The organism is Paenarthrobacter nicotinovorans (assembly GCF_007670255.1).
Classification (GTDB): domain Bacteria; phylum Actinomycetota; class Actinomycetes; order Actinomycetales; family Micrococcaceae; genus Arthrobacter; species Arthrobacter nicotinovorans_B.
On record NZ_SZVS01000007.1, the window covers coordinates 228,113 to 253,784 of the forward strand.

At 63.6% G+C, this 25,672-nt stretch carries 23 protein-coding genes; 18 read left to right on the forward strand and 5 right to left on the reverse strand.

Going from position 1 to position 25,672, the window contains the following annotated elements:
• Window positions 1-3 precede the first annotated feature (3 nt).
• The 10 genes from uxaC to FDP28_RS13100 all read left to right on the forward strand — a co-directional run bounded on the left by uxaC (window position 4) and on the right by FDP28_RS13100 (window position 13,504).
• The gene (gene uxaC / locus FDP28_RS13055) at window positions 4-1,398 is read left to right on the forward strand and encodes a glucuronate isomerase (RefSeq protein WP_144661868.1); all 1,395 of its coding nucleotides are present in this window, start codon (window positions 4-6) and stop codon (window positions 1,396-1,398) included.
• Window positions 1,395-2,723, forward strand: a complete 1,329-nt coding sequence (locus FDP28_RS13060) for a mannitol dehydrogenase family protein (RefSeq protein ID WP_144661869.1) — start codon at window positions 1,395-1,397, stop codon at window positions 2,721-2,723. The genes uxaC and FDP28_RS13060 overlap by 4 nt, the downstream gene beginning before the upstream one ends.
• Before the next feature lie 24 nt (window positions 2,724-2,747).
• Entirely contained in the window at window positions 2,748-3,977 is a 1,230-nt protein-coding gene (manD, locus tag FDP28_RS13065; RefSeq protein ID WP_144661870.1) for a D-mannonate dehydratase ManD, read from the forward strand.
• Entirely contained in the window at window positions 3,967-6,225 is a 2,259-nt protein-coding gene (locus FDP28_RS13070; protein ID WP_144661871.1) for a gluconokinase, GntK/IdnK-type, read from the forward strand. Before manD ends, FDP28_RS13070 begins: the two co-directional genes overlap by 11 nt.
• Before the next feature lie 356 nt (window positions 6,226-6,581).
• Complete coding sequence (gene chvE, locus FDP28_RS13075; RefSeq protein ID WP_260842463.1) at window positions 6,582-7,706, forward strand: multiple monosaccharide ABC transporter substrate-binding protein; 1,125 nt, start codon at window positions 6,582-6,584, stop codon at window positions 7,704-7,706.
• Window positions 7,707-7,847: 141 nt separating this feature from the next.
• On the forward strand, window positions 7,848-9,377 hold the full coding sequence (mmsA, locus tag FDP28_RS13080) for a multiple monosaccharide ABC transporter ATP-binding protein (RefSeq protein WP_144661872.1): 1,530 nt from the start codon (window positions 7,848-7,850) through the stop codon (window positions 9,375-9,377).
• 5 nt (window positions 9,378-9,382) lie between these two features.
• Window positions 9,383-10,666, forward strand: coding sequence for a multiple monosaccharide ABC transporter permease (gene mmsB, locus FDP28_RS13085; protein ID WP_144661873.1), 1,284 nt, complete (start codon window positions 9,383-9,385; stop codon window positions 10,664-10,666).
• A gap of 90 nt (window positions 10,667-10,756) precedes the next feature.
• A complete protein-coding gene (locus FDP28_RS13090) occupies window positions 10,757-11,740 on the forward strand; it encodes a LacI family DNA-binding transcriptional regulator (protein ID WP_144661894.1) in 984 nt (327 codons plus the stop codon).
• A gap of 39 nt (window positions 11,741-11,779) precedes the next feature.
• On the forward strand, window positions 11,780-12,352 hold the full coding sequence (gene pyrE, locus FDP28_RS13095; RefSeq protein WP_144661874.1) for an orotate phosphoribosyltransferase: 573 nt from the start codon (window positions 11,780-11,782) through the stop codon (window positions 12,350-12,352).
• A gap of 27 nt (window positions 12,353-12,379) precedes the next feature.
• Complete coding sequence (locus FDP28_RS13100) at window positions 12,380-13,504, forward strand: alpha/beta fold hydrolase (protein ID WP_144661875.1); 1,125 nt, start codon at window positions 12,380-12,382, stop codon at window positions 13,502-13,504.
• A 34-nt stretch (window positions 13,505-13,538) separates the two neighbouring features.
• Here FDP28_RS13100 and FDP28_RS13105 read toward each other — a convergent pair whose 3' ends face one another.
• Entirely contained in the window at window positions 13,539-14,255 is a 717-nt protein-coding gene (locus FDP28_RS13105) for a tyrosine-protein phosphatase (protein ID WP_144661876.1), read from the reverse strand.
• A gap of 11 nt (window positions 14,256-14,266) precedes the next feature.
• On the reverse strand, window positions 14,267-15,097 hold the full coding sequence (locus tag FDP28_RS13110) for an HAD-IIA family hydrolase (RefSeq protein WP_186313622.1): 831 nt from the start codon (window positions 15,095-15,097) through the stop codon (window positions 14,267-14,269).
• A gap of 220 nt (window positions 15,098-15,317) precedes the next feature.
• On the opposite strand from FDP28_RS13110, the gene FDP28_RS13115 reads away from it, so the two are divergent.
• The 7 genes from FDP28_RS13115 (at window position 15,318) to FDP28_RS13145 (ending at window position 21,368) form a co-directional block, all read left to right on the forward strand.
• A complete protein-coding gene (locus FDP28_RS13115; protein ID WP_260842464.1) occupies window positions 15,318-15,761 on the forward strand; it encodes a helix-turn-helix domain-containing protein in 444 nt (147 codons plus the stop codon).
• A 47-nt stretch (window positions 15,762-15,808) separates the two neighbouring features.
• Entirely contained in the window at window positions 15,809-16,366 is a 558-nt protein-coding gene (locus FDP28_RS13120; RefSeq protein WP_144661878.1) for a PIN domain-containing protein, read from the forward strand.
• Between the two features lie 320 nt (window positions 16,367-16,686).
• Window positions 16,687-17,907 carry a hypothetical protein gene (locus tag FDP28_RS13125; protein WP_144661879.1) on the forward strand — a complete coding sequence of 407 codons (1,221 nt, stop codon included), beginning with the start codon at window positions 16,687-16,689 and terminating at the stop codon, window positions 17,905-17,907.
• 42 nt (window positions 17,908-17,949) lie between these two features.
• Window positions 17,950-18,645 (forward strand): TrmH family RNA methyltransferase, encoded by a 696-nt coding sequence (locus FDP28_RS13130; protein ID WP_186313623.1) that lies wholly within the window; start codon window positions 17,950-17,952, stop codon window positions 18,643-18,645.
• A gap of 427 nt (window positions 18,646-19,072) precedes the next feature.
• A complete protein-coding gene (locus tag FDP28_RS13135) occupies window positions 19,073-19,729 on the forward strand; it encodes an endonuclease domain-containing protein (RefSeq protein WP_260842465.1) in 657 nt (218 codons plus the stop codon).
• 197 nt (window positions 19,730-19,926) lie between these two features.
• Window positions 19,927-20,946: a class II fructose-bisphosphate aldolase gene (fbaA, locus tag FDP28_RS13140; RefSeq protein ID WP_144661880.1), complete on the forward strand. Its 1,020-nt coding sequence runs from the start codon at window positions 19,927-19,929 to the stop codon at window positions 20,944-20,946.
• Window positions 20,946-21,368: a DUF3151 domain-containing protein gene (locus tag FDP28_RS13145; RefSeq protein WP_144661881.1), complete on the forward strand. Its 423-nt coding sequence runs from the start codon at window positions 20,946-20,948 to the stop codon at window positions 21,366-21,368. The genes fbaA and FDP28_RS13145 overlap by 1 nt, the downstream gene beginning before the upstream one ends.
• A gap of 66 nt (window positions 21,369-21,434) precedes the next feature.
• Here FDP28_RS13145 and FDP28_RS13150 read toward each other — a convergent pair whose 3' ends face one another.
• From FDP28_RS13150 to FDP28_RS13160, 3 genes are read right to left on the reverse strand one after another with little or no spacing between them, the layout of a single operon-like run.
• Window positions 21,435-22,253, reverse strand: a complete 819-nt coding sequence (locus FDP28_RS13150; protein WP_144661882.1) for an ABC transporter ATP-binding protein — start codon at window positions 22,251-22,253, stop codon at window positions 21,435-21,437.
• Window positions 22,250-23,305 carry an iron-enterobactin ABC transporter permease gene (gene fepG / locus FDP28_RS13155; RefSeq protein WP_144661883.1) on the reverse strand — a complete coding sequence of 352 codons (1,056 nt, stop codon included), beginning with the start codon at window positions 23,303-23,305 and terminating at the stop codon, window positions 22,250-22,252. Before fepG ends, FDP28_RS13150 begins: the two co-directional genes overlap by 4 nt.
• On the reverse strand, window positions 23,302-24,408 hold the full coding sequence (locus FDP28_RS13160; protein ID WP_144661897.1) for an iron chelate uptake ABC transporter family permease subunit: 1,107 nt from the start codon (window positions 24,406-24,408) through the stop codon (window positions 23,302-23,304). The genes fepG and FDP28_RS13160 overlap by 4 nt, the downstream gene beginning before the upstream one ends.
• Before the next feature lie 87 nt (window positions 24,409-24,495).
• Here FDP28_RS13160 and FDP28_RS13165 point away from each other — a divergent pair, with 87 nt between their 5' ends.
• Window positions 24,496-25,554: an ABC transporter substrate-binding protein gene (locus FDP28_RS13165; RefSeq protein WP_464597578.1), complete on the forward strand. Its 1,059-nt coding sequence runs from the start codon at window positions 24,496-24,498 to the stop codon at window positions 25,552-25,554.
• Window positions 25,555-25,672: the final 118 nt, after the last annotated feature.

Consider the following 25,672-nt stretch of genomic DNA (forward strand, 5'->3'; position numbering starts at 1 on the left):
TCCATGTCCGAATCCCTTGCCACCCACCCCGATCGCCTGCTCCCGGCGGACCCGGGGACGCGCAGCATCGCGCGTGCCTTGCTGGAGCGGGTCCAGGACCTGCCCATCATTTCCCCGCACGGCCATGTGGACGCGGCCGTCATCGAGCAGAACACGCCCTTCCCGGATCCGGCCGCGTTGCTGGTCACCCCCGACCATTACGTCACCCGGCTGATCCACGCTTCCGGAGTTCCGCTGGACAAGCTCCAGCCCCAGGCAGGGGCGCGCAACATCTGGCGGTCCTTCTGCGAGGCCTGGCCATTGTTCGACGGCACCGCGTCCGGGTACTGGCTGCGGACCCAGTTCGAGTCGGTGTTCGGGTGGCAGGGTGAGCTGTCCGCAGCTACGGCGGACGCCAGTTTCGACGCCATTTCCGCCAAGCTCGCGGAACCCGGTTTCCGCCCCCGTGAGCTGTTCAAGGACTTCAACATCGAGGTCCTTGCCACCACGGACGATCCCCTGGACAGCCTGGACAGCCACCGGGCGCTCGCTGCCGACCCGTCATTCCACGGCCGCGTACTGCCCACCTTCCGCCCGGACGCGTACATCAACATCGCGCACCCGGCGTGGCAAGCCAACGTGGAACGGCTCATCGCAGAAGCGTCCGACGGCGGCAGCGGCTACCGGGGCTACCTCACCGCCCTGGAAAACCGCCGCCGGTACTTCGTGGACCACGGAGCTGTGTCCGCGGACCACGGCGTGAGGACCCCCGCGACCCTCAAGCTGGACGAGGCCGACGCTGCTGCCTTGTTCGACAAGGCAGTTTCCGGACAGGCAAACGGCCAGGACCGCGACGCGTTCGAGGCCCACATGATGTACCAGATGGCGCGGATGTCGGTGGAAGACGGCCTGGTGATGACCATTCATCCGGGCTCCTACCGCAACCATCACCAGCCCACCTTCGAAGCCTTCGGAGCGGACACCGGCCACGACATCCCGTTCGCGGTCAATTACACCGAGGCCGTCCGCCCGCTCCTGCAGGACTTCGGCACGGCCAAGGACTTCCACCTGGTGCTCTTTACCCTGGACGAGACTGTCTTTTCCCGTGAACTCGCACCACTTGCGGGGTTCTACCCCTCGGTCTACATCGGGGCCCCGTGGTGGTTCCTGGACGCGCCCGACGCCATGCTTCGCTTCCGCTCGGCCGTCACGGAAACCGCCGGCTTCTCCCGTTCTTCCGGGTTCATCGATGACACGCGGGCCTTCTGCTCCATCCCTGCCCGGCACGACGCTTCCCGCAGGATCGAAGCCTCGTTCCTGGCGCGGCTGGTTGCCGAGCACCGCATCAGCGAGGACCGCGCACACGAGCTGATTGTCGACGTCGTCGATTCTTCCCCGCGAAGGGTCTTCAAGCTATGAGTGCCGACCAGGGACCGCCCCGGCTCACCCGGGCCGCCGCGTTTCCGGGGCTGGCCGCGCCCCCGGTCCGGATGGTGCATCTGGGCCTCGGCGCGTTCCACCGCTCCCACCAGGCCTGGTACACCCAGCACGCCGGAGACGCGGCCGAGTGGGGCATTGCGGCGTTCACCGGGCGCCGGCCCGACGCCGCGGATGTCCTGGCTGAACAGGACGGCGTGTTCACCGTAGTGGAGAGGTCGGGCGCGGGAGATGCGTTTGAAGTCGTCGGCAGCATCGTCGAAGCTGTGGACGGCGCGAACGTCCACCGGCTCGCGGAGCTCGTGGCCGCGCCCGGCACGGCGGTTGTCACCTTGACCATCACGGAAGCCGCTTATGCGGCAACCGGCGGGAACACCCCGCTGGCCCGCCTGGTTACGGCGCTGGCCGCCCGCAAGGACGCCGGGGCCGGTCCGATAGCCGTCGTCAGTTGCGACAACCTGGCAGACAACGGCGCAGTTGCCCGCAAGGCTGTGCTGGCCATCGCCGAAGTGGTGGAGCCGGCACTGGCCGAATGGATCAGTACGCAGGTGAGCTTCGTTGGCACCTCCGTGGACCGCATTACGCCGCGGACCACGCCGGACGACCTTAAGGAAGTGGCCGAACAATGCGGATACCTGGACGAGGCCGCCGTGGTGGCCGAACCCTTCAGCAACTGGGTCCTGAGCGGTGACTTTCCAGGCGGACGTCCGCGCTGGGAAGATGCCGGCGCAATTTTCGTGGACGACATCCAGCCGTACGAGAACCGCAAACTCTGGCTGCTCAACGGGGCGCATTCCATCCTCGCCTACGCGGGACTGGTCCGGGGCCATTCGACCGTGGCAGACGCCCTGTCCGACGAGGTCTGCCGCTCGGCGGTGGAGTCGTTCTGGGATGAGGCTGCCCGCCACCTGCCGGACGAAGGCCTGGACATTCCCGGCTATCGACAAGCCCTGCTGGAACGCTTCGGCAATTCGCGGATTGCCCACCACCTGACCCAGATTGCCACGGACGGAACCACCAAGTTGCGCATGCGCTCCTTGCCCGTGCTGGCGGCCGAAAGAGCCGAAGGCCGGGCCGGAACCGGTGCTGCCCGCATGATCGCGGCCTGGATTGCGTATGTGTCCTCCACGGACGGTTTCCAGGACCCACTGGCCGACGACATCCGGACCGCAAAAACGCACGACGGCGAACAACGCACCGCTGCGCTGCTGGCGCTCATCAGCCCTGACCTTGCCGGGGACAGCGCCCTCGTTTCCGATATCCACCGGCAGCAGGACGACGTTGCCGCTGCCAGTACCCACGCATAGACCCCTGGAAGGAATGCCACACCCATGAAAATCATTGCCGCTGAAGTCTTCGTGACCAGCCCTACCCGTAACTTCGTCACCCTCCGCATCACCACCGAAGACGGTGTGACAGGCATCGGCGACGCGACACTCAACGGCCGGGAACTGGCTGTGGCCGCCTACCTGAAGGAGCACGTGGCGCAGCTGCTCATCGGCAAGGATCCCCACCGGATCGAGGACACCTGGCAGTTCCTGTACCGCAGCTCCTACTGGCGTCGGGGCCCGGTCACGATGGCGGCAATTGCCGCCGTCGACATGGCTCTGTGGGACATCAAGGGCAAGGTGGCCGGGTTGCCGGTGTACCAGCTGCTGGGCGGCGCTTCCAGGAACGGGCTGCGCGCTTACGGACACGCATCGGGTTCTGACATTCCGTCGCTCTTTGACTCGGTCCGCGAACACCTGGAGCTGGGCTACAAGTCCATCCGCATCCAGACCGCGATTCCCGGCATCAAGGCCGTATACGGTGTTGCCGCGCAGGCCCAGGCCTCGGGGGAGCGGTACGACTACGAACCCGCCGGCCGCGGCGCGTTCCCCCTTGAGGAGGACTGGGACACCCGCGCCTACCTCCGCCACCTGCCCACGGTGTTTGAAGCCGTGCGCAACGAGTTCGGCCCCGAAATCCCCTTGCTGCACGACGGCCACCACCGCATGACCCCCATCCAGGCCGCCAAGCTCGGAAAGGCCTTGGAACCGTACGACCTCTTCTGGCTTGAGGACTGCACCCCGGCCGAGAACCAGGAGGGACTGCGCCTGGTCCGCCAGCACACCACCACCCCGCTGGCCATCGGTGAAATCTTCAACACCGTGTTCGATTTCCAGACCCTCATCAAGGAACAGCTGATCGACTACGTCCGTGCCGCCTCCACGCACTTCGGTGGCATTTCGCCGTTGAAGAAGGTCATGGACTTCGCCGCGCAGTACCAGATAAAGTCCGGCTTCCATGGGCCCACGGACATCTCCCCGGTGGGCTTCGCCGCCCAGCTGCACGTCGGCCTGGCCATCCACAACTACGGCATCCAGGAGTACATGCAGCACTCGGACAAGACCAACGAGGTCTTCGAGCAGTCCATGACCTTCACCGACGGCTACCTGCACCCGGGCGACAACCCGGGCCTCGGCGTCGAGTTCAACGAAGAAGCCGCTGCCGCCTACCCGTACCAGCAGGCCTACCTGCCCTACAACCGCCTTGTTGATGGCACGGTCCATGACTGGTAAGCCGCTCCATGTTGTGGTGATGGGCGTCGCCGGTTGTGGGAAAAGCACGGTCGGCGCCGCTCTCGCCCAGCGCCTCGGCGCGGAATTCCTCGACGGCGATGCGCTGCATCCACAGTCGAACATCGACAAGATGGCCTCGGGAACTCCGCTTAACGACGACGACCGGGCGCCGTGGCTTGCCGAGATCGGCAGGCGGTTCTCGACGTCGGACGTTCCCTTGGTGATCGCGTGCAGCGCGCTCAAGCGCGCCTACCGGGACATCATCCGCGGGGGTGACGCATCCGTGGTGTTCGTGCACCTGCACGGAGCCCGGGAACTGCTCAGCGAACGCATGAATTCCCGGCCAGGGCACTTTATGCCGCCCTCACTGCTGGATTCGCAACTGGCTACCCTTGAACATCTCCATGCAGATGAAGCAGGTGTGGTGGTGGACATTGCGACACCTGTGGAACAGATCGTTGACCGCGCCGTGGAGGGGCTCCCGGGACCCCGTGATGGCGCCGCGAGGTTCCTGGTGGACCTCAAGGCGGCACCGTTCACGCTGGACGACTCCGCAGTGGAATGGGTCGAGTCCACCATCGCGTCCATGACGTTGGAAGAGAAGATCGGCCAGCTCTTCATCAACCACAACAACGACTACTCGCCTGACTATCTGGACAACGTGCTGGAGAACTTCCACGTCGGTGGCATGCGCTACCGGCCCGGCCCGTCGGCGGCGGTACAAGAGCACATCCGATACGCGCAGTCCAAGACCCGCATCCCGCTGCTCGTTGCTTCCAACCCCGAGATGGGCGGGGCAGGCAGCTGCGACGACGGCACGTTCGTTTCCACGCACCTGCAGGCCGGATCGCACCCGGACAAGTCGATCGCCCGCCGCATGGGCCAGGTGGCCGGCGTCGAAACCGCTGCCTTGGGCTGCAACTGGGCGTTCGCGCCGATCGTGGACATCCACTACAACTGGCGGAACACGGTGATCTCGACGCGAGCCTTCGGGAACAACCCGGAGATCGTGGTGGAGCGTGCCAAGGAGTACTTCGACGGCATCAGCGAATCGCCCACGGTTTGCGCCATGAAGCACTTCCCGGGCGACGGCGTCGACGAGCGCGACCAGCACGTTGTCACGTCCTACAACACTTTGGGCTACGAAGAATGGGACCAGAGCTACGGGCACGTGTACCGCGAGATGATCGGGCACGGCGTGCAGTCCATCATGGTGGGGCACATTGGTGCACCGGAGGTCTCCCGACACTTCCGCCCCGGCTTGGCCGATTCCGACATCCGTCCCGCAACCCTTGCCCCCGAGCTTCTGCAGGACCTGCTGCGCGGTGAGCTCGGCTTCAACGGCCTGGTGCTGACGGACGCCTCCCTGATGGTGGGGCTGACCCAGGCCATGAAGCGGCGCGACCTTGTCCCAGCCACCATTGCGGCAGGCTGCGATATGTTCCTCTTCTTCCGCAACCCGGAGGAGGACTTCGGATTCATGCTGGACGGCTACAAGGCCGGAATCATCACTGACGCCCGCCTTGAGGATGCCCTGCGGAGGATCCTCGGATTGAAGGCGAGCCTTGGCCTGCATACGGCTTCCCGGGAATCCTTGATTCCCGCGCCTGACGCCCTGGCCGTCATTGGCAGCGAGGCCCATCGCGCCATCGCGGCGGAGATCGCGGACAAGACGGTGACGCTGGTGAAGGACACCGCGGGGAACCTGCCCATCACGCCCACGACCCACAAGCGCATCCGTTTGTATGGCATCTCGGGCGGGGCCGACTTCACCAGGGCTGATCCCTTGGCCTACCTGGACACGGTCAGGGAAGAGCTGGAAGCCGCCGGCTTTGAGGTGCACGTCTTCAAGACCGCCGAACAACGCGAAGCCGCAGGGGAGGCCGGCATGAATTTCATGCGGGTGCTGTCCGAGGAAGCCACGGCGGACTACGCCGGGCGGTACGACGCCGCGTTCGTCTTCGCCAACGTGAAAGGCTTCGCGCAAGAGGCTGCCATCCGCATCAAGTGGTCCTCGCCGATGGCTGCTGAAATTCCTTGGTACGCCACTGAAGTTCCCACTGTGTTCGTCTCCCTCAACCAACCCAACCACCTGGTCGACGTGCCGATGGTGAAGACGGCCATCCACGCCCATGCCGGCACCCGTGAGGCCATTCGAGCGACCGTCCGTAAAATCCAGGGGAAGTCCGAATTCCAGGGAACGTTCAACCAGAACGTGTTCTGCGATTCGTTCGACACCCGCTTCTGACTCCCTGTCCTCGTCAGGAAGAAGTCGTCCCCTCCGCTGCGGAGGAGCGTTCAGCCCGGCATCGCCTTCACGGCGATGCCGGGCTTTTCTGTGACCGGGTGCCGCAGCGGGCCATTGTGAACGCTAACAACGTTGTAAATCAAGTACTGGCGCCGGAGTAATGAGCTGCAATCATTTTGTGATGTGAAGCACTTGACCCGTCGCATTGTTAGCGTTCACAATGGCATTCGCAATACGTTTTCACTGGCTTGTGCAGCCCCCAGCACGCAGGCCACACCCAGCTTCACCGTGCCGGACGCGCAGATGCTCCGGCTGCATCAGAGTTCGCGGCATTGTTGCCGCGGAAGGAGAGCATCGTGAGATTGAAAAAACTCCTGGGCGCCGTAGCGGTTGTCCTGACCTTGACCGTCGGAGCCACAGGCTGCGGCAGCCGTGGAGGCGCAGCGGAGTCCTCCAGCAGCGCAAAACCCAGTGATTCGCTGGTAGGCATTTCGATGCCGACGCAGACGTCGGAGCGTTGGATCGCCGACGGCGCCAACGTTGAGAAGTCCCTGAAGGACCTGGGCTACAAGACGGACCTGCAGTTCGCCAACGATGACATCCCCACGCAGGTTTCCCAGATCGAGAACATGCTGACCAAGGGTGCCAAGGCCCTCATCATCGCGGCCATTGATGGCACCACGCTGACGGATGTCCTGGCCAAGGCCAAGGAGCAGAACGTCAAGGTCATCGCCTACGACCGCCTCATCAACGGCACCCCGAACGTGGACTACTACACCACGTTCGACAACTACACCGTAGGCGTCCAGCAGGCCACGTCACTGCTGACCGGCCTGGGACTGGTCGACGCCAGCGGCAACAAGGTAGAGGGCAAGGGCCCGTTCAACGTTGAACTGTTCGCAGGCAGCCCGGATGACAACAACGCCAACTTCTTCTGGACAGGCGCCATGGATACCCTCAAGCCGTACCTGGATGCAGGCACCCTGAAGGTCCCCAGCGGCCAGACCAAGTTCGAGCAGGCAGCCATCCTCCGCTGGCAGGCACCCGTAGCCCAGAAGCGCATGGAAGACATCCTCACCTCCGCTTACAGCTCCGGCACCAAGCTCGACGGCGTGCTGTCGCCGTACGACGGTCTGTCCATCGGCATCATCTCCGCCCTGACCAGCACGGGCGGCTACTCCACCGGCAAGCTCCCCGTCGTAACCGGCCAGGACGCCGAAAAGGGCTCCGTGAAGTCCATCATCGCCGGCGAGCAGTACTCCACCATCTTCAAGGACACCCGCCAGCTCGGCTCCCAGGCCGTGAAAATGGTGGACGCCGTACTCAAGGGCAACGAGCCGGAAACCAATGACACCAAGACCTACAACAACAAGGTCAAGGTTGTTCCGGCTTACCTTCTGAAGTCCGTCATCATCACCAAGGACAACTACAAGAAGGAACTCATCGACTCGGGCTACTACAAGGAATCCGACATCAAGTAACGACGTCCCATCCTGTGGCCCTGCCGTCCTGTGCCGCACCCTGCATTTACCTGCAGCGCAGCGCGGCGGGGCCACAGTACCCCCAGAGCCTGTCGAGTCCTCGGCCCGGCCAAGTTTTCAAGCAGTCAGCGGGAATTGACGATGAACGTACCTATTCTTCAAATGCGAGGAATCACCAAAACTTTCCCCGGTGTAAAAGCCCTTCAGGACGTCACACTGGACGTCAACCGAGGTGAGGTTCACGCCATTTGCGGTGAGAACGGCGCCGGGAAATCCACCCTGATGAAGGTGTTGTCCGGCGTCTACGCACACAACACCTTCGATGGCGACATTCTGTTCGAGAATGAACCCTGCGAGTTTTCCAGCATCACGGACAGCGAGAAGCGCGGGATCGTGATCATCCACCAGGAACTGGCGTTGAGCCCTTATCTCTCGATTGCCGAGAACATCTACCTCGGCAACGAGCAGGCCAGGAACGGTTGGGTGGACTGGCGCAAGACCAACCTGGAAGCTGCCAAACTGCTGGCCCGCGTCGGCCTGAGCGAGAACCCCGTTACGCCCATCCAGCACATCAGCGTGGGCAAACAGCAACTGGTGGAGATTGCCAAGGCACTGTCCAAAGAAGTGAAGCTACTCATACTGGATGAGCCCACCGCAGCCCTGAACGACGAAGACTCAGACCACCTGCTGGACCTCATCCTGCACCTCAAAGGCCAGGGCGTTACCAGCATCATCATCAGCCACAAGCTCAACGAGATCCGCAAAGTGGCCGACGCCGTCACCATCATCCGCGATGGAAAGTCCATCGAGACGCTGCGCCTGGACCAGGGCCAGATCACGCAGGAGCGTATTATCCGCGGCATGGTGGGACGCGACCTCGAAAGCCTCTATCCGGACCGCACCCCCAACATCGGCGAAGAAGTCCTGCGCATCGAAGACTGGACGGTCCAGCACCCGCAGGACCACTCGCGGACCGTCGTCAGCAATGCCAACCTGAAGGTCCACAAGGGCGAGGTCGTTGGCCTGGCCGGACTCATGGGCGCTGGCCGGACCGAGCTGGCCATGAGTGTTTTCGGAAGGACCTATGGGCGTGCTGTCTCCGGCAAGGTCTACAAGTACGGCAAGGAGATCAACACCTCCACGGTTTCGGACGCGATCGACCACGGCATTGCCTACGCCACCGAGGACCGGAAGCACTACGGCCTGAACCTGATCGAGGACATCAAGCGGAACATTTCCATGGCCGCCCTGGGCAAGCTGGCCAAGCGCGGCTGGGTGGACGGGAACCAGGAAACCACGGTGGCCAACCACTACCGGAAGAGCATGAACATCAAGGCTCCCTCGGTTGCTGCCATCACCGGCAAGCTCTCGGGCGGAAACCAGCAAAAAGTGGTGCTCAGCAAGTGGATGTTCTCCGATCCCGACGTGCTGATCCTGGACGAACCCACACGCGGAATCGACGTCGGCGCCAAGTTCGAGATCTACACGATCATCGCCGAACTGGCCGCATCCGGGAAAGCGGTCATCGTGATCTCCTCCGAATTGCCGGAGCTCCTGGGCATCTGCGACAGGATCTACACGCTCTCCGCGGGCCGCATCACCGGCGAGGTCCCCATCGCCGAGGCCACGCAGGAAACCCTCATGCACTACATGACTCAAGAGAAGGAATAGCCACCATGTCCGCCCTACGAGAATCCCTTGGCTTCCTCACAAGCCGCCTCCGCCAGGTTGGCATCTTCGTCGCCCTGATCCTGATCGTCATCCTCTTCCAGGTCCTCACCGACGGCATCCTCCTTGAGCCGCAGAATGTGACCAACCTGGTGGTCCAGAACAGCTACATCCTGATCCTCGCCATTGGCATGGTGATGGTCATCATCGCTGGCCACATCGACCTTTCTGTCGGCTCCATCGCGGGCTTCATTGGCGCTGTGGCAGGTGTCATGATCGTGCACTGGGGTTGGGCCTGGTGGCTCGCCATCCCGGCGTGCCTCCTGGTCGGTGCCTTGGTGGGTGCGTGGCAGGGGTACTGGATCGCCTACGTGGGCATCCCCGCCTTCATCGTCACCCTGGCCGGCATGCTGATCTTCCGCGGTTTGACGCTGATCACCCTCAAGAACCAGCAAATCACCCCGTTCCCGAACGAACTTCGTGCCTTGGGTGGCGGCTTCCTTCCGGACATCTCCGGTGGCACGTCCGTCCTTGAATGGCTGACAGTGATCCTGGGTGTTGGCGGCACGGCAGCCATCCTTTTCCAGGCGCTGAAGGAACGCCGGGTCCGCCGCAAGTTCAACCTCGAGAACGAGCCAATGGCCTGGTTCGCCGTCAAGAACGGTTTCATCGCCGTCTTGATGCTTATCATCACTTTCCTCCTGGCCAGCTACCGTGGAACCCCGATTGTCCTGATCGTGCTCGCAGCCCTGGTGATTCTGTATTCGGCCTTGATGAACAACAGCATCTTTGGCCGCCACACCTACGCCATCGGTGGCAACCTCCACGCCGCCGAACTGTCCGGCATCAAGACCAAGAAAGTTACCTTCCGGCTCTTCGTGAACATGGGTGTCCTCGCAGCACTGGCCGGATTGGTGTTCACCGCACGCCTGAACTCAGCACAGCCGGCCGGTGGTACCGGGTTCGAGCTGGACTCGATTGCGGCAGCGTTCATCGGTGGCGCAGCTGTCCAGGGCGGTATCGGTACGGTAGCGGGGGCCATGATCGGTGGCCTGATCATGGGTGTTCTGAACAACGGTATGTCCATCCTCGGCCTCGGCACTGACTACCAGCAGCTCATCAAGGGCCTGGTGCTCCTGTTGGCCGTCGGCTTCGACATCTTCAACAAGAACCGGACCGGTGCCGGCGGAGGATCCGGTATGGGACGCCGCTTCAAGTGGAAGACCACGCCTCCAGCGACCCAAACGGCCCCCGCGTCAAAAGCGGAGCCTGTGGGCGTCGACGCGAAGTAGCGTCCGATGCCACGCGGCGATCAGTCGCTCCCAGCGCGGCCCCGGGTACTGCCCGGGGCCGCGCCCGATTCTGCTCCCCGGCCCCCGGTCATGGGGGATGTCGCCAAGATGGCCGGCGTCTCGCACCAAACGGTTTCGCGGGTCCTGAACAACCACCCGAACGTCAGCAACAACACCAGGGAGCGGGTGGAGGCCGCGATAGCCCGGCTCGGCTATCGCCGGAACACGGCTGCCCGAAGCCTGGTGACGCGGCGATCCCGAACCATAGGTGTCCTGGCCTGCGAAACAGGGCAGTTCGGGCCGGCCAACACACTCCTTGGGGTTGAGCAGGCGGGCAGGGAAGCCGGATATTTCGTCAGCATCGCAAGCCTGCGCGAAGTGACCAGCGAAAGCATCAACGACGCCATGGCGCATTTCAGCAGCCAATCAGTGGATGGCATTGTCATCCTGGTCCCGCATCCAGATGTCCTCGCAGCCTTGCGCGACGTCTCAGTTCCGGTGCCCATCGTGGCGGTGGGTGCCGGTGCGGGCAACCCGTTGAAGGGGGCATCCCTCAACCAGCGATTGGGCGCGCGGCTGGCCGTGGAGCACCTGATAGGACTGGGACATCGCAGCATCGCGCATATCTCCGGCCCAACGCACTGGATCGACGCCGCGGAACGCATCGAAGGCTGGCGCGAGGCACTGGAGACGGCGGGGCTTGACGCGGACGTTCTGCTGCAGGGCGCCTGGGATGCCGCGTCCGGTTACCGGGCCGGTCTGGAGCTTCTCCAGCACGACGCCGTGACTGCCGTCTTCGTGGCGAACGACCAGATGGCCGTCGGGGTTCTCCGCGCGGTCCAGGAAGCCGGACGCCAGGTGCCCGGCGACATCAGCGTCGTGGGATACGACGACCAGCCGGAAGCCGGGTTCTTCATGCCGCCGCTGACAACCATCAAACAGGACTTTGAAGAACTCGGGCGCAAATGCATGGAAGAGATGCTGCATCAACTGGAAGGAGAGGCCGGATCCCAGGACCAGATCGTGGATCCGCGCCTGGTCATCCGGGCCACCACGGCGGCGCCGTCACACTGAACTCCTGCGCACCAATCCCGGCACACTAAACTAGGAGCCATGACTTCCTCGCCTGACACCTCAGCTGCCCGTGCCCGCCTTCTTGAACTCATCAAAGAGCTGGCGGTGGTCCGCGGCAAGGTGATCCTCTCCAGCGGCAAGGAAGCCGACTACTACATCGATCTCCGCCGCATCACCTTGCACCACGAGGCCTCCAAGCTGGTGGGCCAGGTCATGTTGGCAATGATCGACGACGCCGGTGTCCAGGTTGAGTGCGCGGGCGGACTCACCATGGGTGCCGACCCCGTCGGTACCGCTGTGATGCACGCTGCCGCCGACGCCGGCCGTGCCGTGGATGCCTTCGTTGTCCGCAAGGCCCAGAAGTCCTACGGCATGGGCCGCCAGGTGGAAGGCCCCTCGGTTGAAGGACGCAACGTTGTGGTCCTCGAAGACACGTCCACCACCGGCGGATCCGCGCTGACCGCCGTCGAAGGTGTCCGCAAGGCGGGCGGCAACGTGGTGGCCGTCGCCGTGATCGTGGACCGCGACACCGGCGCCAAAGAGAAGATCGAAGCCGAAACCGGCGTTCCGTACCTCTTCGCTTTCGGCAAGGACGAACTCGGCCTCAACTAGCCCCGGGTTGAGGCCTATGCTTGCTGCGTGGACGTTCAAGTAGGGAAGCTCACGGCGCCGCCGGAGGTGAACGAAACCCCTCCGGCACCCGTCCTTCCGGAACCGGACAAGGAACAGGATCCGGCCTCATGGGCCAGGATCCTGCCTTACGCTGCCCGGCTCAAAAAGACTTCGCGCCGCAACTTCCTCACTTACGCCGGCATCTCGGCGGCGCTTGCCGGAGACATGCTCTTTACGCGCCGTGTGCAAGCGGAGCGCCGGGCCACCAAAATACTGCGTGTCCCCGACCCGTACTCGGACCTGTACTTCCCCAAAGCAAGTTGGATCCTGTTTCCCGGCTATAAGACCAGCTGGGAAGAGGCCCAGTGGATCCTCAACTCGCTTCGTCCTGCCCTCCACCAGCGTGCCCGCCTTGCCGCCGTCGGGTATTCAAACCTGGGCCTCGACGTGGACGAGGTGGTCCGCGAAATCATCCTGCATGTCCGCGAGCTGGGACTGGAAAAGCTGTACTTCTACGGGCACAGTTTCGGCGGCATGCTCGCTACCCAGGTTGCCGCACGCTTGCTGGAACTGCACGGTGTGGAGACGCAGGTGATAGTCCTGGATTCGAGTCCATTCAGCCGTGCGGACGTCTTGGACCAAAGCTGGTTCGACGGCGTCGTGTTCCTTTACGAGAATGGGTTCCGCATTCCGTCGGTGCTGCGCGGAGGCTATGAGCTGGGGGAGCGCGTGGTCCACAAAGACGAGCGCACCTGGCGGCAAATCCTGGATCAAACCATGGAGCAGCTGTCCCCCATTGCTCCGTCCAGCGTCCTGATCCAGACGGAGTCGGCGTATATCTACCACTTTGATGGTTTGCGGTTCGCGGGCAAGATCGGCGGGGCCAAGATGGCGTTCATGGGCAACGCCCAGGACGGCACCGTGGACTACGAATCAGCGCGCGCAGGCTGGAGCAAGGTATTCGGCGCCAACATGGTGATGCCCACGCTCAGCACAGAGGGCGCCCGGCCCGCGCACGCCAGCCCCCAGTGGAACGGTGGTGTATACCGGCCGTTGCTGGAACAGGTCCAAAATGAGCTCCTGCCCCTGCCGCCCGAGCCGGAGGAGCCCGCCTACCGTGAGCCCAACGGCAAGGTGATCAGGCCTGCCTAGCGGCAGCACGCGTGATGGTCACCGCAGCTTGAGCTCATCGCAGCGCGTCAATTTCGACGCCGGTCAGGCCCGCCTCGTGCAGGAACCCGCCGACGTCCCCGAATTCCTTCGCAAATCCAGCCAGGAAATGCCTCATTGCGGCTTCAGGGCTCTGCAGGATCATCAGGTCCGGGCTGAAATACTCCGAGGGCGTGGAGGGGACGCTAAGGCGCCATGTTTCGGCCATGATTTTCAGGACGTCCGGCAGGTTCGTGGTGGTTGCCGCGTAGTCAGCCACCACTGCTTCTTCGGTGCCGCCAGCCGCCAAGAGCGCGATAGCGGACACCACGCCGGTCCTGTCCTTGCCCAATGAGCAGTGCACCAACGTTCGTTTGCCGCGCGCCACAGGCCTCAGGGCATCAGCCACCCAGGCGGGTCGAAGCCGGATCCACCCCAAGTACAGCTCGCCCAGGTCCTCGGCAGTTTCCACCGCCTGGAGCGACCCGGCAATGGCGTTTGGGTCCAGCGGGTTGTTGATGAGTTCGACGGCGGGCGCGACTGCCGCAGAAGGCGGGCGTCCGCCGTCGTGATTCACGTCGTCCGGGACCAGCCACGGAACGAGAGACCGTTCCAGATCGCTGCGCAGGTCAACAATGGCCTGGATGCCGTGCTCCGCCAGGAAAGCTGACGTCGCAGCGGCATCCAAGCCGAACGGCTGGCTCCCCCTGAGGATCCGTCCCCCGGCGAGGGGACGCAGATTGAGCACAGCCATGGTTGTCCTTCTTAGATCTGGCTCTTGAGGTCGGCCACGGAGTTGAGGATCTGGTTCGGCCGGAACGGGAAGGAAACGATCTCTTCGCGCTGCGTAATGCCGCTGAGCACCAGGACCGTGTGCAGGCCTGCTTCCATGCCCGCAATGATGTCCGTGTCCATGCGGTCGCCGATCATGGCCGTGGTCTCGGAGTGGGCGTCGATCCTGTTCATGGCCGAGCGGAACATCATGGGGTTGGGCTTTCCCACAACGTACGGTTCGCGCCCGGTGGCCTTGGTGATCATGGCTGCGATGGCGCCGGTCGCGGGCATGGGGCCGTCCTTGGAGGGGCCGGTGGCGTCCGGGTTGGTGGCGATGAAGCGGGCGCCGGCCAGGATGTGCCGGACGGCCATGGTAATCGCTTCGAACGAGTAGGTGCGGGTCTCGCCGAGGACCACGAAATCGGGTTCGGTATCCGTGAGGATGAACCCGGCCTCGTGGAGGGCGGTGGTGAGGCCGGCTTCGCCAATGGTGTAGGCGCGGTTCCCCGAATCCGATGACTGGACCTGGTCCTTGAGGAACTGGGCCGTGGCCAGCGCCGAGGTCCAGATGTTCTCCTCCGGAACTTCCAGCCCCGACGCCCGCAGACGGGCAGCGAGGTCCCGGGGAGTGAAGATGGAGTTGTTGGTCAGCACCAGGAAGCGCTTGGATGTATCCACCCAGCGCTGGATGAGCTCCGCTGCGCCGGGGATCGCCTGGTTTTCATGCACTAGGACACCGTCCATGTCCGTGAGCCAGCATTCGATCTCGTGGCCGTTTCGGTAAACCGATGTGGACGTCTGGGGCGTGGATTCTTCTGCCATATTTACCTCCGGCTGGGGTTGTTCATGCACTGCCACCCAGTCTTTCATTATTCGGGCGTGGGGACATCCTGGGTTTTTGTCTAACAAGTACGGCAGGCGAGCACGGGGAGCCTGAAAACAGCAGGTCCGGAGCGGTACCGTCAGCTGCCCTTAGTCGGCTTTCACTTATAAATGAAAGAGAGTATCGTGGAGGAAGGCTAGCAAAGATGAGGAGAAGCCGGTGACAGCGATCATGCTTACTCGGACCGATGTTCTCGTGACGGACGAAGAACTTACGACCGTTCGCCGCGAGGTCGAATCGACTCCTGCGGGGCTGGCAGGTTTCGCAGCCGTCATGACTGACGGCACCACTCGCCAGCTTCCCCCTGAACTGTCCGCGATCATTGACAAGGCTTTCCACGCTCTCGCCATGAACGGGAGTGTCACCGTGGGGACTCTTCCTGATGAACTCACAAGCAACACCGCCGCTGAAGTCTTAGGCGTCTCTCGTCCAACGCTGCTGAAGCTCGCGAGGGACGGAGAAATCGAATCATTCAAAGTTCGTACTCATACCCGGTTCAAGAGGGATGCGGTTCTGGCATTCAAGGCGAAGAGGGAAGAATCCCGTCGCGCAGCATTTGCTAAGCTGCGGGAACTTGAGGACCAAATCGACGATCTGGACTAAGTCCACAGGATGAGCATTCACGTTGGGTCATAGCGCAAACTAGTGCCATGGCCCAACGTGTTTTTGTCGATGCAAACGTGCTTTTTAGCAGAACCCTCCGCGACTGGCTTTTTCTTTTACGTATCGAATCCAACGGCGGAATGTTCCAGTTGCACACCACTTGGGATGCCATTGCAGAGGCGGGTGCACGGCTTCGCGATGATCCCAACACGTCCGGCGATTTACTCGCAAGCTTGATGAAAAAAATCCAAGAGTGCGTTGATGAAGTAGTAACGGCGTTTCCGGGCGGTCCCGTCGAGGGGATCGCTGACGAGGGAGACTGGCACGTTCACCATGCGGCTGAAGCTTGCCGAGCCCATGTGCTCCTGACTGATGACGCCGGGTTCGAATCGGATGACTCCCATTACGAGGTCTACACCTGTGATGATTTCTTTCTTGAAGTGGGACGTTCAGCGCCGGATGTGGTCAAACGTGTTGTTGAAACGCAGGCACTTTACTGGTCGAGGAGAAGCGGAAAGCAGCTTCCGGATGCACTGCGCGACGCCGGGTGCTTGGAATTCGCGGATGTTGTTTTGGGGTTCCTCAAAGAAATCGCTGCACGGTAGTTGTAGTAAAGAAGGCCGCTTCGCCCAACCGTCCCGATCAGGAAGGGCGGGCGCACAACGACGTAGTTGTGCTCGCGAGAAGAAGGGACCGTGATCGGTGGGTAGTTCTGCCCATGCGCGATCGCGCTTATGACTTGTGCTGACCTCGGTGACCTGAACTACGCTTGTGGCTGTGCGGGCCGGGCAAACGCCGTGGGTCGGGGGATCGACACGGCGCGTTTTGAAATCGTTCCGCTTCAGCAGGTCCCTCGTTCCGGATAGACCACCGGTGTTGTCCGCAAGGATGCTCCGGTGCCCACAGCATGTGAAAGGGCCTTGCTATGAGCAACAACAACGGCACACCCCAGCCTCCCTACAATCCGGACGGCGTGCCGCAGCCGCGCTATGACACAGGCAAGGACCAATACAGGCAGTACCAGCCGGGGCAGACGCAACCCATGTACCAGCCGGAAGCTGAGCAGGGCCAGCCGCAGGACGCGCCGACCCAGGCTTTTCCGGCCCAGCACAATCCGACCCAGGCCTTTCCCGTGCAGCAGGGCCAGCCTGTCAACAACCCCGACGGCCAGTACGCTGAGACCGTCCACCGCTATCCCCAAGCGGATCAGGGCCAACCCGGCTACCCCGGCCAACCCGGCTACCCCGCCGGGCCGGGCTACCCCGACCAGCCCACCGGACCCGGCCACAACCCGGGCGACCACAACAAAAAGTCCCTCTTCTTCATCCTGGGTGGAGTCGCCGTCGTCGTGATTATTGCGCTGGTGGTGGCGTTCACGTGGTTGATTCCGTCGATGACCAAGCCAACAGCGGTGGAATCGCCGTCGGTGACGTCCTCGGATAAGGCGTCCGACGCCGCTGCCGAACCGACTGCTGAGGGGGAGCCCTCCCCTGACGACGTGCCGCCCACGGAACTGCCCGCCGGGGTCATCCCGCTGCCGGCAACATGGGAAGAGCTCGCCGGCCCGAGCAACGTCCCGGCCGACGGCGACCCCTTGTTCAGCAAGTGGGTCACGGGTGAGTCGTCCTTCCAGTACTTGGCCGAGTGGACCCACGACGAGTCGTTCGGCATCACCAAGGACCCGAGTACCGGTGAAGAAATCCAGAAGCGTGCCCAGGGCACAGTGGAGACCGACGGAGACGGCATCGCGCTCGCCTACGCGTTCTTCGCTGAGTCGGAGGAAGGCAAGTTCGGCAAGGACCCAGCCGAAATCAGGAAGGCGCTGGCGGACATCGAGGCCCGTTACAAGGGCATGACGGCCACTGAACTGCCGCAGAACCTGGTGGGCCACAAGTGCGCGTCAGACTTCAAGACCACCATGCCGGAGATCCGTGAGTTCCGTCGCGGGGAGGCCGTGGTCATTGGCTTCACTTGCACCAACGCCCGCGGCGAAGCCATCCAGGCCGTGAACCTGTTCTCGGTGACGCCCTGGGGAACCCCGCAGATGCTCGGCGTCAGTGGGCACAAGGAATATTGGGATGCGCACCCGGGGCTCTTCGAGCAGCTGGGCAACTCGTACCGCATCAACAAGTGGAAGATGGGCTAGGTCCCAGCTTTGGGGCCTGTTGGGCGGGGCTAAAGTTGAGGGGTGACTGACCTTCCCCACAACACAGCCCTGCCCACCCCTGCCGAAACCCCCGTCGGGACCACAGCGGAAGGCGAGGCCGAGGCGAAAGCGGAGGTCGGCGTCGGGCCTTGGGAAGGCGAGTGGCCGGAAGGCGGGCACTGGGATCCGGACCTGTTGAGGGATGGTGACCGGCGCAATGTGGTGGACAAGTACCGGTACTGGAAGCACGAGGCGATCGTCGCCGACCTGGACTCCAAGCGGCATGAATTCCACATCGCCATCGAGAACTGGCAGCACGACCTCAACATCGGCACGGTTGTCCGCACCGCGAACGCCTTCCTCGCCAAGGAGGTCCACATCATCGGACGACGGCGATGGAACCGGCGCGGGGCCATGGTCACCGACCGCTACCAGCACGTCCGCCACCATCCAACGGTTGAGGATTTCGTCCAGTGGGCGGAGGGGGAGGGGCTGGCTGTGATCGGCATCGACATCTTCCCGGATTCCGTGCCGTTGGAGACGTACGATCTCCCCGAAAAGTGCGTGCTCGTGTTCGGCCAAGAAGGCCCCGGCCTGACCCCCGAAGTGCACGATGCCGCCGTCGCAACGCTGTCCATTGAGCAGTTCGGCTCCACCCGGTCCATGAACGCGGCGTCGGCTGCGGCCATTGCCATGCACGCGTGGGTGCGCCGGCACGTGTTCCAGCAGCCCGTGTAGATCCCGCCCGCCGCCCCGCCGCCCCGCCGAGTTGGCATTTAATGACAGTCCCAGAGCTCCGGACTGTCATTAAATGCCAACTCGCGGAGCGGCTGCCGGGCAACCTGTGGATAACCACGCGCGACTCTTCCCGGACGGGCCAGAATGGGGGATGCGCAGGAAAGAGCTACCGGAGCACCTCACGACGGGCTCGTTTTCTGTGCGTGCATCGGACAAGGCCGGAGTGCCTCGGTCCCGGACCTTGGCCAAGGATTTGGTGCTGGTGTCCCGGGGAATCAGGGTCCCGGCCGCGTCTGTTGCATCCGGGGCAGCTGCGCTGCGGGCGTGAACGGACCTGGATGATTCCTCCATTCTGGTCTCGCTTTCGGCAGCAAGGATCTGGGGTATTCCCCTGCCCGGCAACCGGAACGGGGATTGGCGCATCCATTTGGCCCGGCGGAACGGATTCAGCTTTCCACGACGGGTCAATGTCGCCGGGCATCTTCTTACCCTGCTTCCGGCGGAGGCAGTGGAGTACGACGGCGTCAGGCTCACCTCGCCCGCGCGGACGTGGTTGGACTTGGCTTCGCTGCTGAGTGTGGAGGAGTTGGTGGCTGCCGGCGACCACCTTGTGTGCTCCCACGGTCCGGAGTTCCCTGTTCCCAAGGAAGCGCTCTGCAGCATCGAGGAGCTGACAGAGACCGCGGGCCGCCATCCGGGAATGCGTGGAGTCAGGACGGCGCGGGCAGCACTGGAACTCATCCGCGTGGGCGCTGATTCCGCTCCCGAAACACATATGCGCTTGGCTTTGGTCAACGCGAATCTTCCCGAACCAGTACTCAACTACGCGGTCCGGAATCCCTTTGGCCAAGCAGTGCTATGGCCGGACGCCGCCTACCTCAAGTACCGGATCTCGCTCCAATACGACGGCCAACACCACGGCGGCGGGGACCAGCATCTAAGGGATATCGAGCGCCAAGAGAAGTCGCTCGCCCATGGATGGCTGGAAGTCCGGATCTCAAAGCACGACCTCGAAGGTGAGCGGCCCGCCGTCGTACATAAAGTCCGCCGCGCGCTACAAAGCCGCGGCTGGAAGCCCGGGTGACCTCGGGACGCCGAGTTGGCACTTAATGACAATCCCAAGGGGCCGGATTGTCATTAAATGCCAACTCGGCGGAAGTGTTAAGGCCCCCAGTGACCGGAAACACGGCGTCCCGGCGGATATCGCTAGGATGGGTGCTAGCCGTAAGCGGTCTACTCCAGGGTTACCAACCCACAGACGAATTCAGCATAGGAGTCACCATGCCCATTGCAACCCCAGAGATTTACTCCGAGATGATCGACCGCGCAAAGGCTGGCGGATTCGCTTTCCCCGCGGTCAACGTGACGTCGTCGCAGACTCTGAACGCTGCGATCCGCGGTTTCGCCGAGGCCGAATCCGACGGCATCATCCAGGTTTCCACCGGTGGCGCAGCCTACTGGTCCGGCGCTTCGGTCAAGGACATGGTGGCCGGTTCCCTCGGCTTCGCCGCGTTCGCCCGCGAAGTTGCCAAGAACTACAACGTCAACATCGCCCTGCACACGGACCACTGCCCGCAGGACAAGCTGGAAGGCTTCGTCCTCCCGCTGCTGGCCGCTTCCGAGGAAGCCGTGAAGGCCGGCAAGGACCCGATCTTCAACTCGCACATGTGGGACGGTTCGCACGAGACCCTGGAAGACAACCTGCGCATCGGTCGCGAACTGCTGCAGCGCGCGGCTGCTGCCAAGATCATCCTTGAGGTCGAAATCGGCACCGTCGGCGGTGAAGAGGATGGCGTCGAGAACGAGATCAACGAGAAGCTCTACACCACCACCGCAGACGCACTGGCGACCATCGAGGCCCTGGGTGCAGGCGAAAACGGCCGCTACCTCACCGCCCTCACCTTCGGCAACGTCCACGGCGTCTACAAGCCGGGCAACGTCAAGCTCAAGCCCGAACTGCTCAAGCAGATCCAGGCTGAGGTCGGCGCCAAGATCGGTAAGGACAACCCCTTCGACCTCGTCTTCCACGGCGGTTCCGGTTCCACCGAACAGGAAATCGCCGACGCTGTTTCCTACGGCGTGATCAAGATGAACATCGACACCGACACCCAGTACGCGTTCACCCGCCCGGTTGCCGGCCACATGTTCTCCAACTACGACGGCGTCCTGAAGGTCGACGGCGGCCTGGGCAACAAGAAGACCTACGACCCCCGCGTCTGGGGTGCTTCGGCTGAAGCCGGCATGGCCGCACGCATCGTCGAGGCAGCACAGCAGCTCGGATCCGCTGGCAAGACGTTCTAATGTCCGACGAATTCCGGAAGAACCTGATGGGGCCGGAGCCCACGCTCCTGCCCGCCGAGAACGAGATCTACCAGCACCTGGCCCTTGGCAAGGAAGCGCTGGACCTCGTGGCCCAAAACCCCACGTCGTCACTGCTGTGGGCCATCCTCGCCGAGGAAGCCTGGGCCGAGGGCCGGACCATCGAGTCCTACGCTTACGCCCGCGTTGGCTACCACCGGGGCCTGGACAACCTGCGACGCAATGGCTGGCGCGGCGTCGGACCCATCCCGTGGGAGCACGAGCCCAACCAGGGCTTCCTGCGGGCGCTCTACGCACTGGGCCGGGCCGCATCGGCGATCGGCGAAGCTGACGAACCGGAGCGGATCGAGAAGTTCCTGAACGACTCGGATCCCAAGGCCAAGGCAGCCATCGAGGCGCGCTAAAGACAAGAACAAACGACGGCGGCCCTCACCAAAAAGGCGAGGGTCGCCGTCGTCGTTAACCGTCCCCTACTTGGGTTCGGGTAAGCGGGGGCGGCCCAGGGGGACCACCAGCGGGGTGTGCGTCACGGGGTCGTCGATAATCCGGCACGCCATCCCGAAGACGTCCTCCACCAAGGCCCCGGTAATGACGTCCGCGGGAGCGCCTTCGGCAACCACCACCCCGTCCTTCATGGCGATAATGTGGTCCGCGTAGCGGCTGGCATGGTTGAGGTCGTGCAGCACCGCCACGAGGGTGTGGCCCTTGTCCAGGTTGAGCTCGCGGAACAGTTCCAGGAGCTCGATCTGGTGGGCGATGTCCAAGAACGTCGTCGGCTCATCCAGGAGCAGCAACGGCGTCTGCTGCGCGAGCACCATGGCCACCCACACACGCTGCCGCTGACCACCCGAGAGTTCGTCCACCAGTCGACCGGACAGTGCGGAAATCCCTGTGGCTTCCATCGCTTCAACAACTGCGGACTCGTCCTCCACACTCCATTGCCGCAGCAGCCTCTGGTGGGGATAGCGGCCACGGGCCACGAGATCGGCCACCGTGATGCCGTCGGGCGCGATGGAAGACTGGGGCAACAGCCCAAGACGTCGGGCGAGTTCCTTTGCGGGCAGGGAGGTCACGGATTTCCCGTCCAGCAACACCTGGCCACTGCGCGGCTTGATCAGCCGGGCAAGGGCGCGCAACAGCGTTGACTTGCCGCAGGCGTTGGGCCCCACGATCACCGTGAACTGCCCCTCGGGGATGCGTACAGACAGGTTTTCGGAGATCACCCGCTGCTCGTAGCCGATGGTCAGGGCTTCGGCGTGCAACTGCGGCGCGGTGGAGAGAGTGCTCATGATTTCCTTGCTTCCCTGGCCAGCAGCCAGACGAGGTAGATACCGCCGATGCACACCGTCACAACACCGACGGGGAGCTGGATCGGGGCGAACAGCCGTTGCGCGGCAAGGTCGCTGGCCGCCAGCAGGAATGCACCCATCACCGCCGACGGCAGCAGCGAAATGCCGGCGCTTCCGGTCAGCCGGCGGGCCAACTGGGGTGCGGCGAGGGCGACAAAGGCGATGGGACCCGCGACGGCGGTCACGGCCGCGGTCAGCGCCACGCCCAGGACCAGCAGCAGCAAACGGGTTGGTTCCGCCCGGACGCCCAAGGCGCGTGCGGCGTCGTCGCCCATCTCCAAAAGCTGCATCCGGCGCGCGGCGACCAGCGTGGCCAGGCCCGCAAGAACGACGACGACGGCGGCAGGCGCCGCTTGCTCCCACGTGATGCCATTGAGCGACCCGGCTCCCCAGACGGCAGCTGCCAGCGCGGCCTCCAGTTCGGCCTGCAGGATGAGCCAGTGGTTCAAAGCGGCGAGCATGGCGCTGATGCCGATGCCGACGATGATGAGCCGGAATCCTTGGGACCCGCGGCGGTAGGCCAACAAGTAGACTGCAAGGGCCGTGAGGATTCCGCCCAGCAGGGCCCCTCCGGCAACCGCTGCGTACCCACCACCTACGGTCAGCATCACGATCAATGCACCGCTATAAGCGCCGGTGTTGAAGCCGATGATGTCCGGGCTGCCCAATGGATTGCGGGTCATGGACTGGAAGATGCCGCCGCTCATTCCCAGGGCTGCACCGAACACGAGCGCCGACAGGACGCGGGGGAGCCGCCACTCCATGACGATGGTCTGGGCGAGTCCCGGGGCGTCTCCGGTAAAGGCCTGGAGGACCTGCTGCACGGAGACGTCGTAGTCACCGGTGGCCAGGCTGACAATGCCGACGGCAAGCGCTGCCAGGAGAAGCGGAATGCAGACGAGGATGCTGCGGAGATCCAACCGCAGGCTCAGCGAACGGCTGCGGAGCACAGCAACGGGCCGCCCGAAGTCGACGGGTGCCAGGCGCGTCATAGTCCGCTCACCTTCCGGCGGCGCGCCAAGGCGATCAGCACGGGAGCCCCAATGAACGCGGTCACCACGCCCACCTGGAGTTCACCGGGGGCGGCAACCCGGCCAACGACGTCGGAGACCAACAGCAGGATGGGGGAGAGCAGCACGGTTGTGGCCAGGATCCACCGTTGGTCGGGGCCTACGATCCACCGGGCGACGTGGGGAATCATGAGTCCCACAAAGCCGATGGCCCCGGCTCCGGCAGTCGCTGCACCGCTGAGAAGGGTAATGGAGACAACGCCCAGGATGCGGGTGCGGTTGACGTTGGCGCCCAAGGAGGTGGCGAGGTCGTCGCCCAGGGCAATGGCGTTGAGGCCCCGGACGCAGAACAGCGCGAGCAGCAGCCCGCCAGCCATGAACGGCGCCACCGTGGCAACCGACTCCATGCTGCGCGTATCCAGCGAGCCGATGCTCCACGAACGCAGGTGGTCGAAGGCCTTGGGGTTCAGGAGAGTGAGCCCGGATCCGACGCCGGTGAGGACAGCGCCAAGTGCGACGCCGGCCAGCGTGAGCCGGATGGGATTGACCACGTTCCGGCCCGAAGTGCCGATCAGATACACGGCGGCCGCGGTAAGGATGGCGCCCGCGAAAGCGAACCAGATGTACCCGTTCAGCGAAGCAACGCCGAAGACGCCGATGGCCAGCACCATCGCGAAAGAAGCACCTGCATTGACCCCGAGGATGCCGGGATCGGCCAGAGGGTTCCGGGTGATGGCCTGCATCAGAGCACCGGCAACACCCAGGGCCACTCCGACGGCGATTCCCATCACCGTGCGCGGCAGCCGGCTTTCCAGGATGATCGCGTGATCGGCGGTGTCCTGCGGGTTCACGAACGCCTGCAGAACGGTGGAGGCAGGGATGAACTTGGCGCCCACGCCCAGGCTCAACACCACGGCTCCCAGCAGGACTGCTGCCGCCGCGACCAGGAAGAGCACCCGCCAGCCGGACCGCTTGACGACGCCGCGGCCCGGGTTCGCGCTGATGGCTGGAAGGGCGGTGGTTGCTGGCTCGCCGGCATGGGACTTGGGAGCGGGAGCCATCAGTCGGGACACAACAAGGACCATTTCGGAGAAGGGCAAGGAAAGCGGGGCAATCCGTGACTGTTGTCACAACGTCACAGAAGTGTGCCCTAATTAGGTTAGCCTTACCCAGTGAAAAATGACGATTTTGAAGTTCGGCCGCCCCGGCGCTCCCGTGTACGAAACCTTGCGATGAAGGCTGTTGGTGGTGCTTTGCTGGTGGGCCTGCTCGCGGGCTGCGGCACGGGCGGCGGTTCGGCCTCAGGCTCCGGCGCGGGCAATGCCGATGTTGCAACCGGCGGCTCCAAGTTCACCACCGCGGACCAGGAAACGGCCAAGCTCGGCACGGACGCTGCGCCCGGCGCTTTCCCGCGAACACTCAAGCACGCCAACGGGGAAACCACCCTGGACAAGAAGCCCACGCGCGTGGTGGTCCTGGACACGGGCGAACTTGACGACGTCGTCACCCTCGGCATCACCCCGGTGGGTATGGCTACCACCGAAGGCGCCAACCCGGTTCCCACCTACTTGGCCGACAAGGTCAAGGATGTTGCTTCCGTAGGCACCATCCAGGACCTCAACCTCGAAGCGATCGCTGCGCTGAAGCCGGACCTCATCCTGGGCAGCAAGCTCCGGGCAGACAAGCTGTACAAGCAGTTGTCGTCCATCGCGCCGACGGTCTTCAGCATCCGCCCGGGCTTCCCGTGGAAGGAAAACTTCCTCCTGGTGGGCAAGTCCCTGGGCGAGGAAGACAAGGCCGTCAAAGCGCTCAACGACTACCAGACGGAAGCCGATGCCCTCAAAGCAGACGTGAAGGGCGATCCCAGGATTTCCCTGGTCCGGTTCCTTCCGGGCAAGATCCGCCTGTATGCCAACAAGTCCCTGATCGGCGTCATCCTGAAGGACGCAGGCCTGGCCCGTCCGGAGAACCAGGACATCGACGAACTGGCAGCCGAGATCTCCGCCGAGAACATCGAGCAGGGCGATGCCGACTGGATCTTCTACAGCAGCTACGGCGAACCCTCGGCCACGGGCGAAAAGTCCGTGGTGGAAGGCGCCGTCTGGCCCAAGCTCAGTGCAGTCAAGGCCGGCCAGGCGAAATCCGTCAATGACGACGTCTGGTTCCTTGGCCTCGGCCCCACGGGTGCCCAGCTGATCCTGAAGGACCTCCGCACCATGCTGGTCGGCTAACGCCGCCCAAGTAGGGGACAGCACGTGCTCCAATGACGCGTTGTCATGTCTCAGGACCTTGTAGACAGTTCATGTCTCAGGACTTCGTAGACAGTTGGTGTCTCATGAGTGTGTAGAC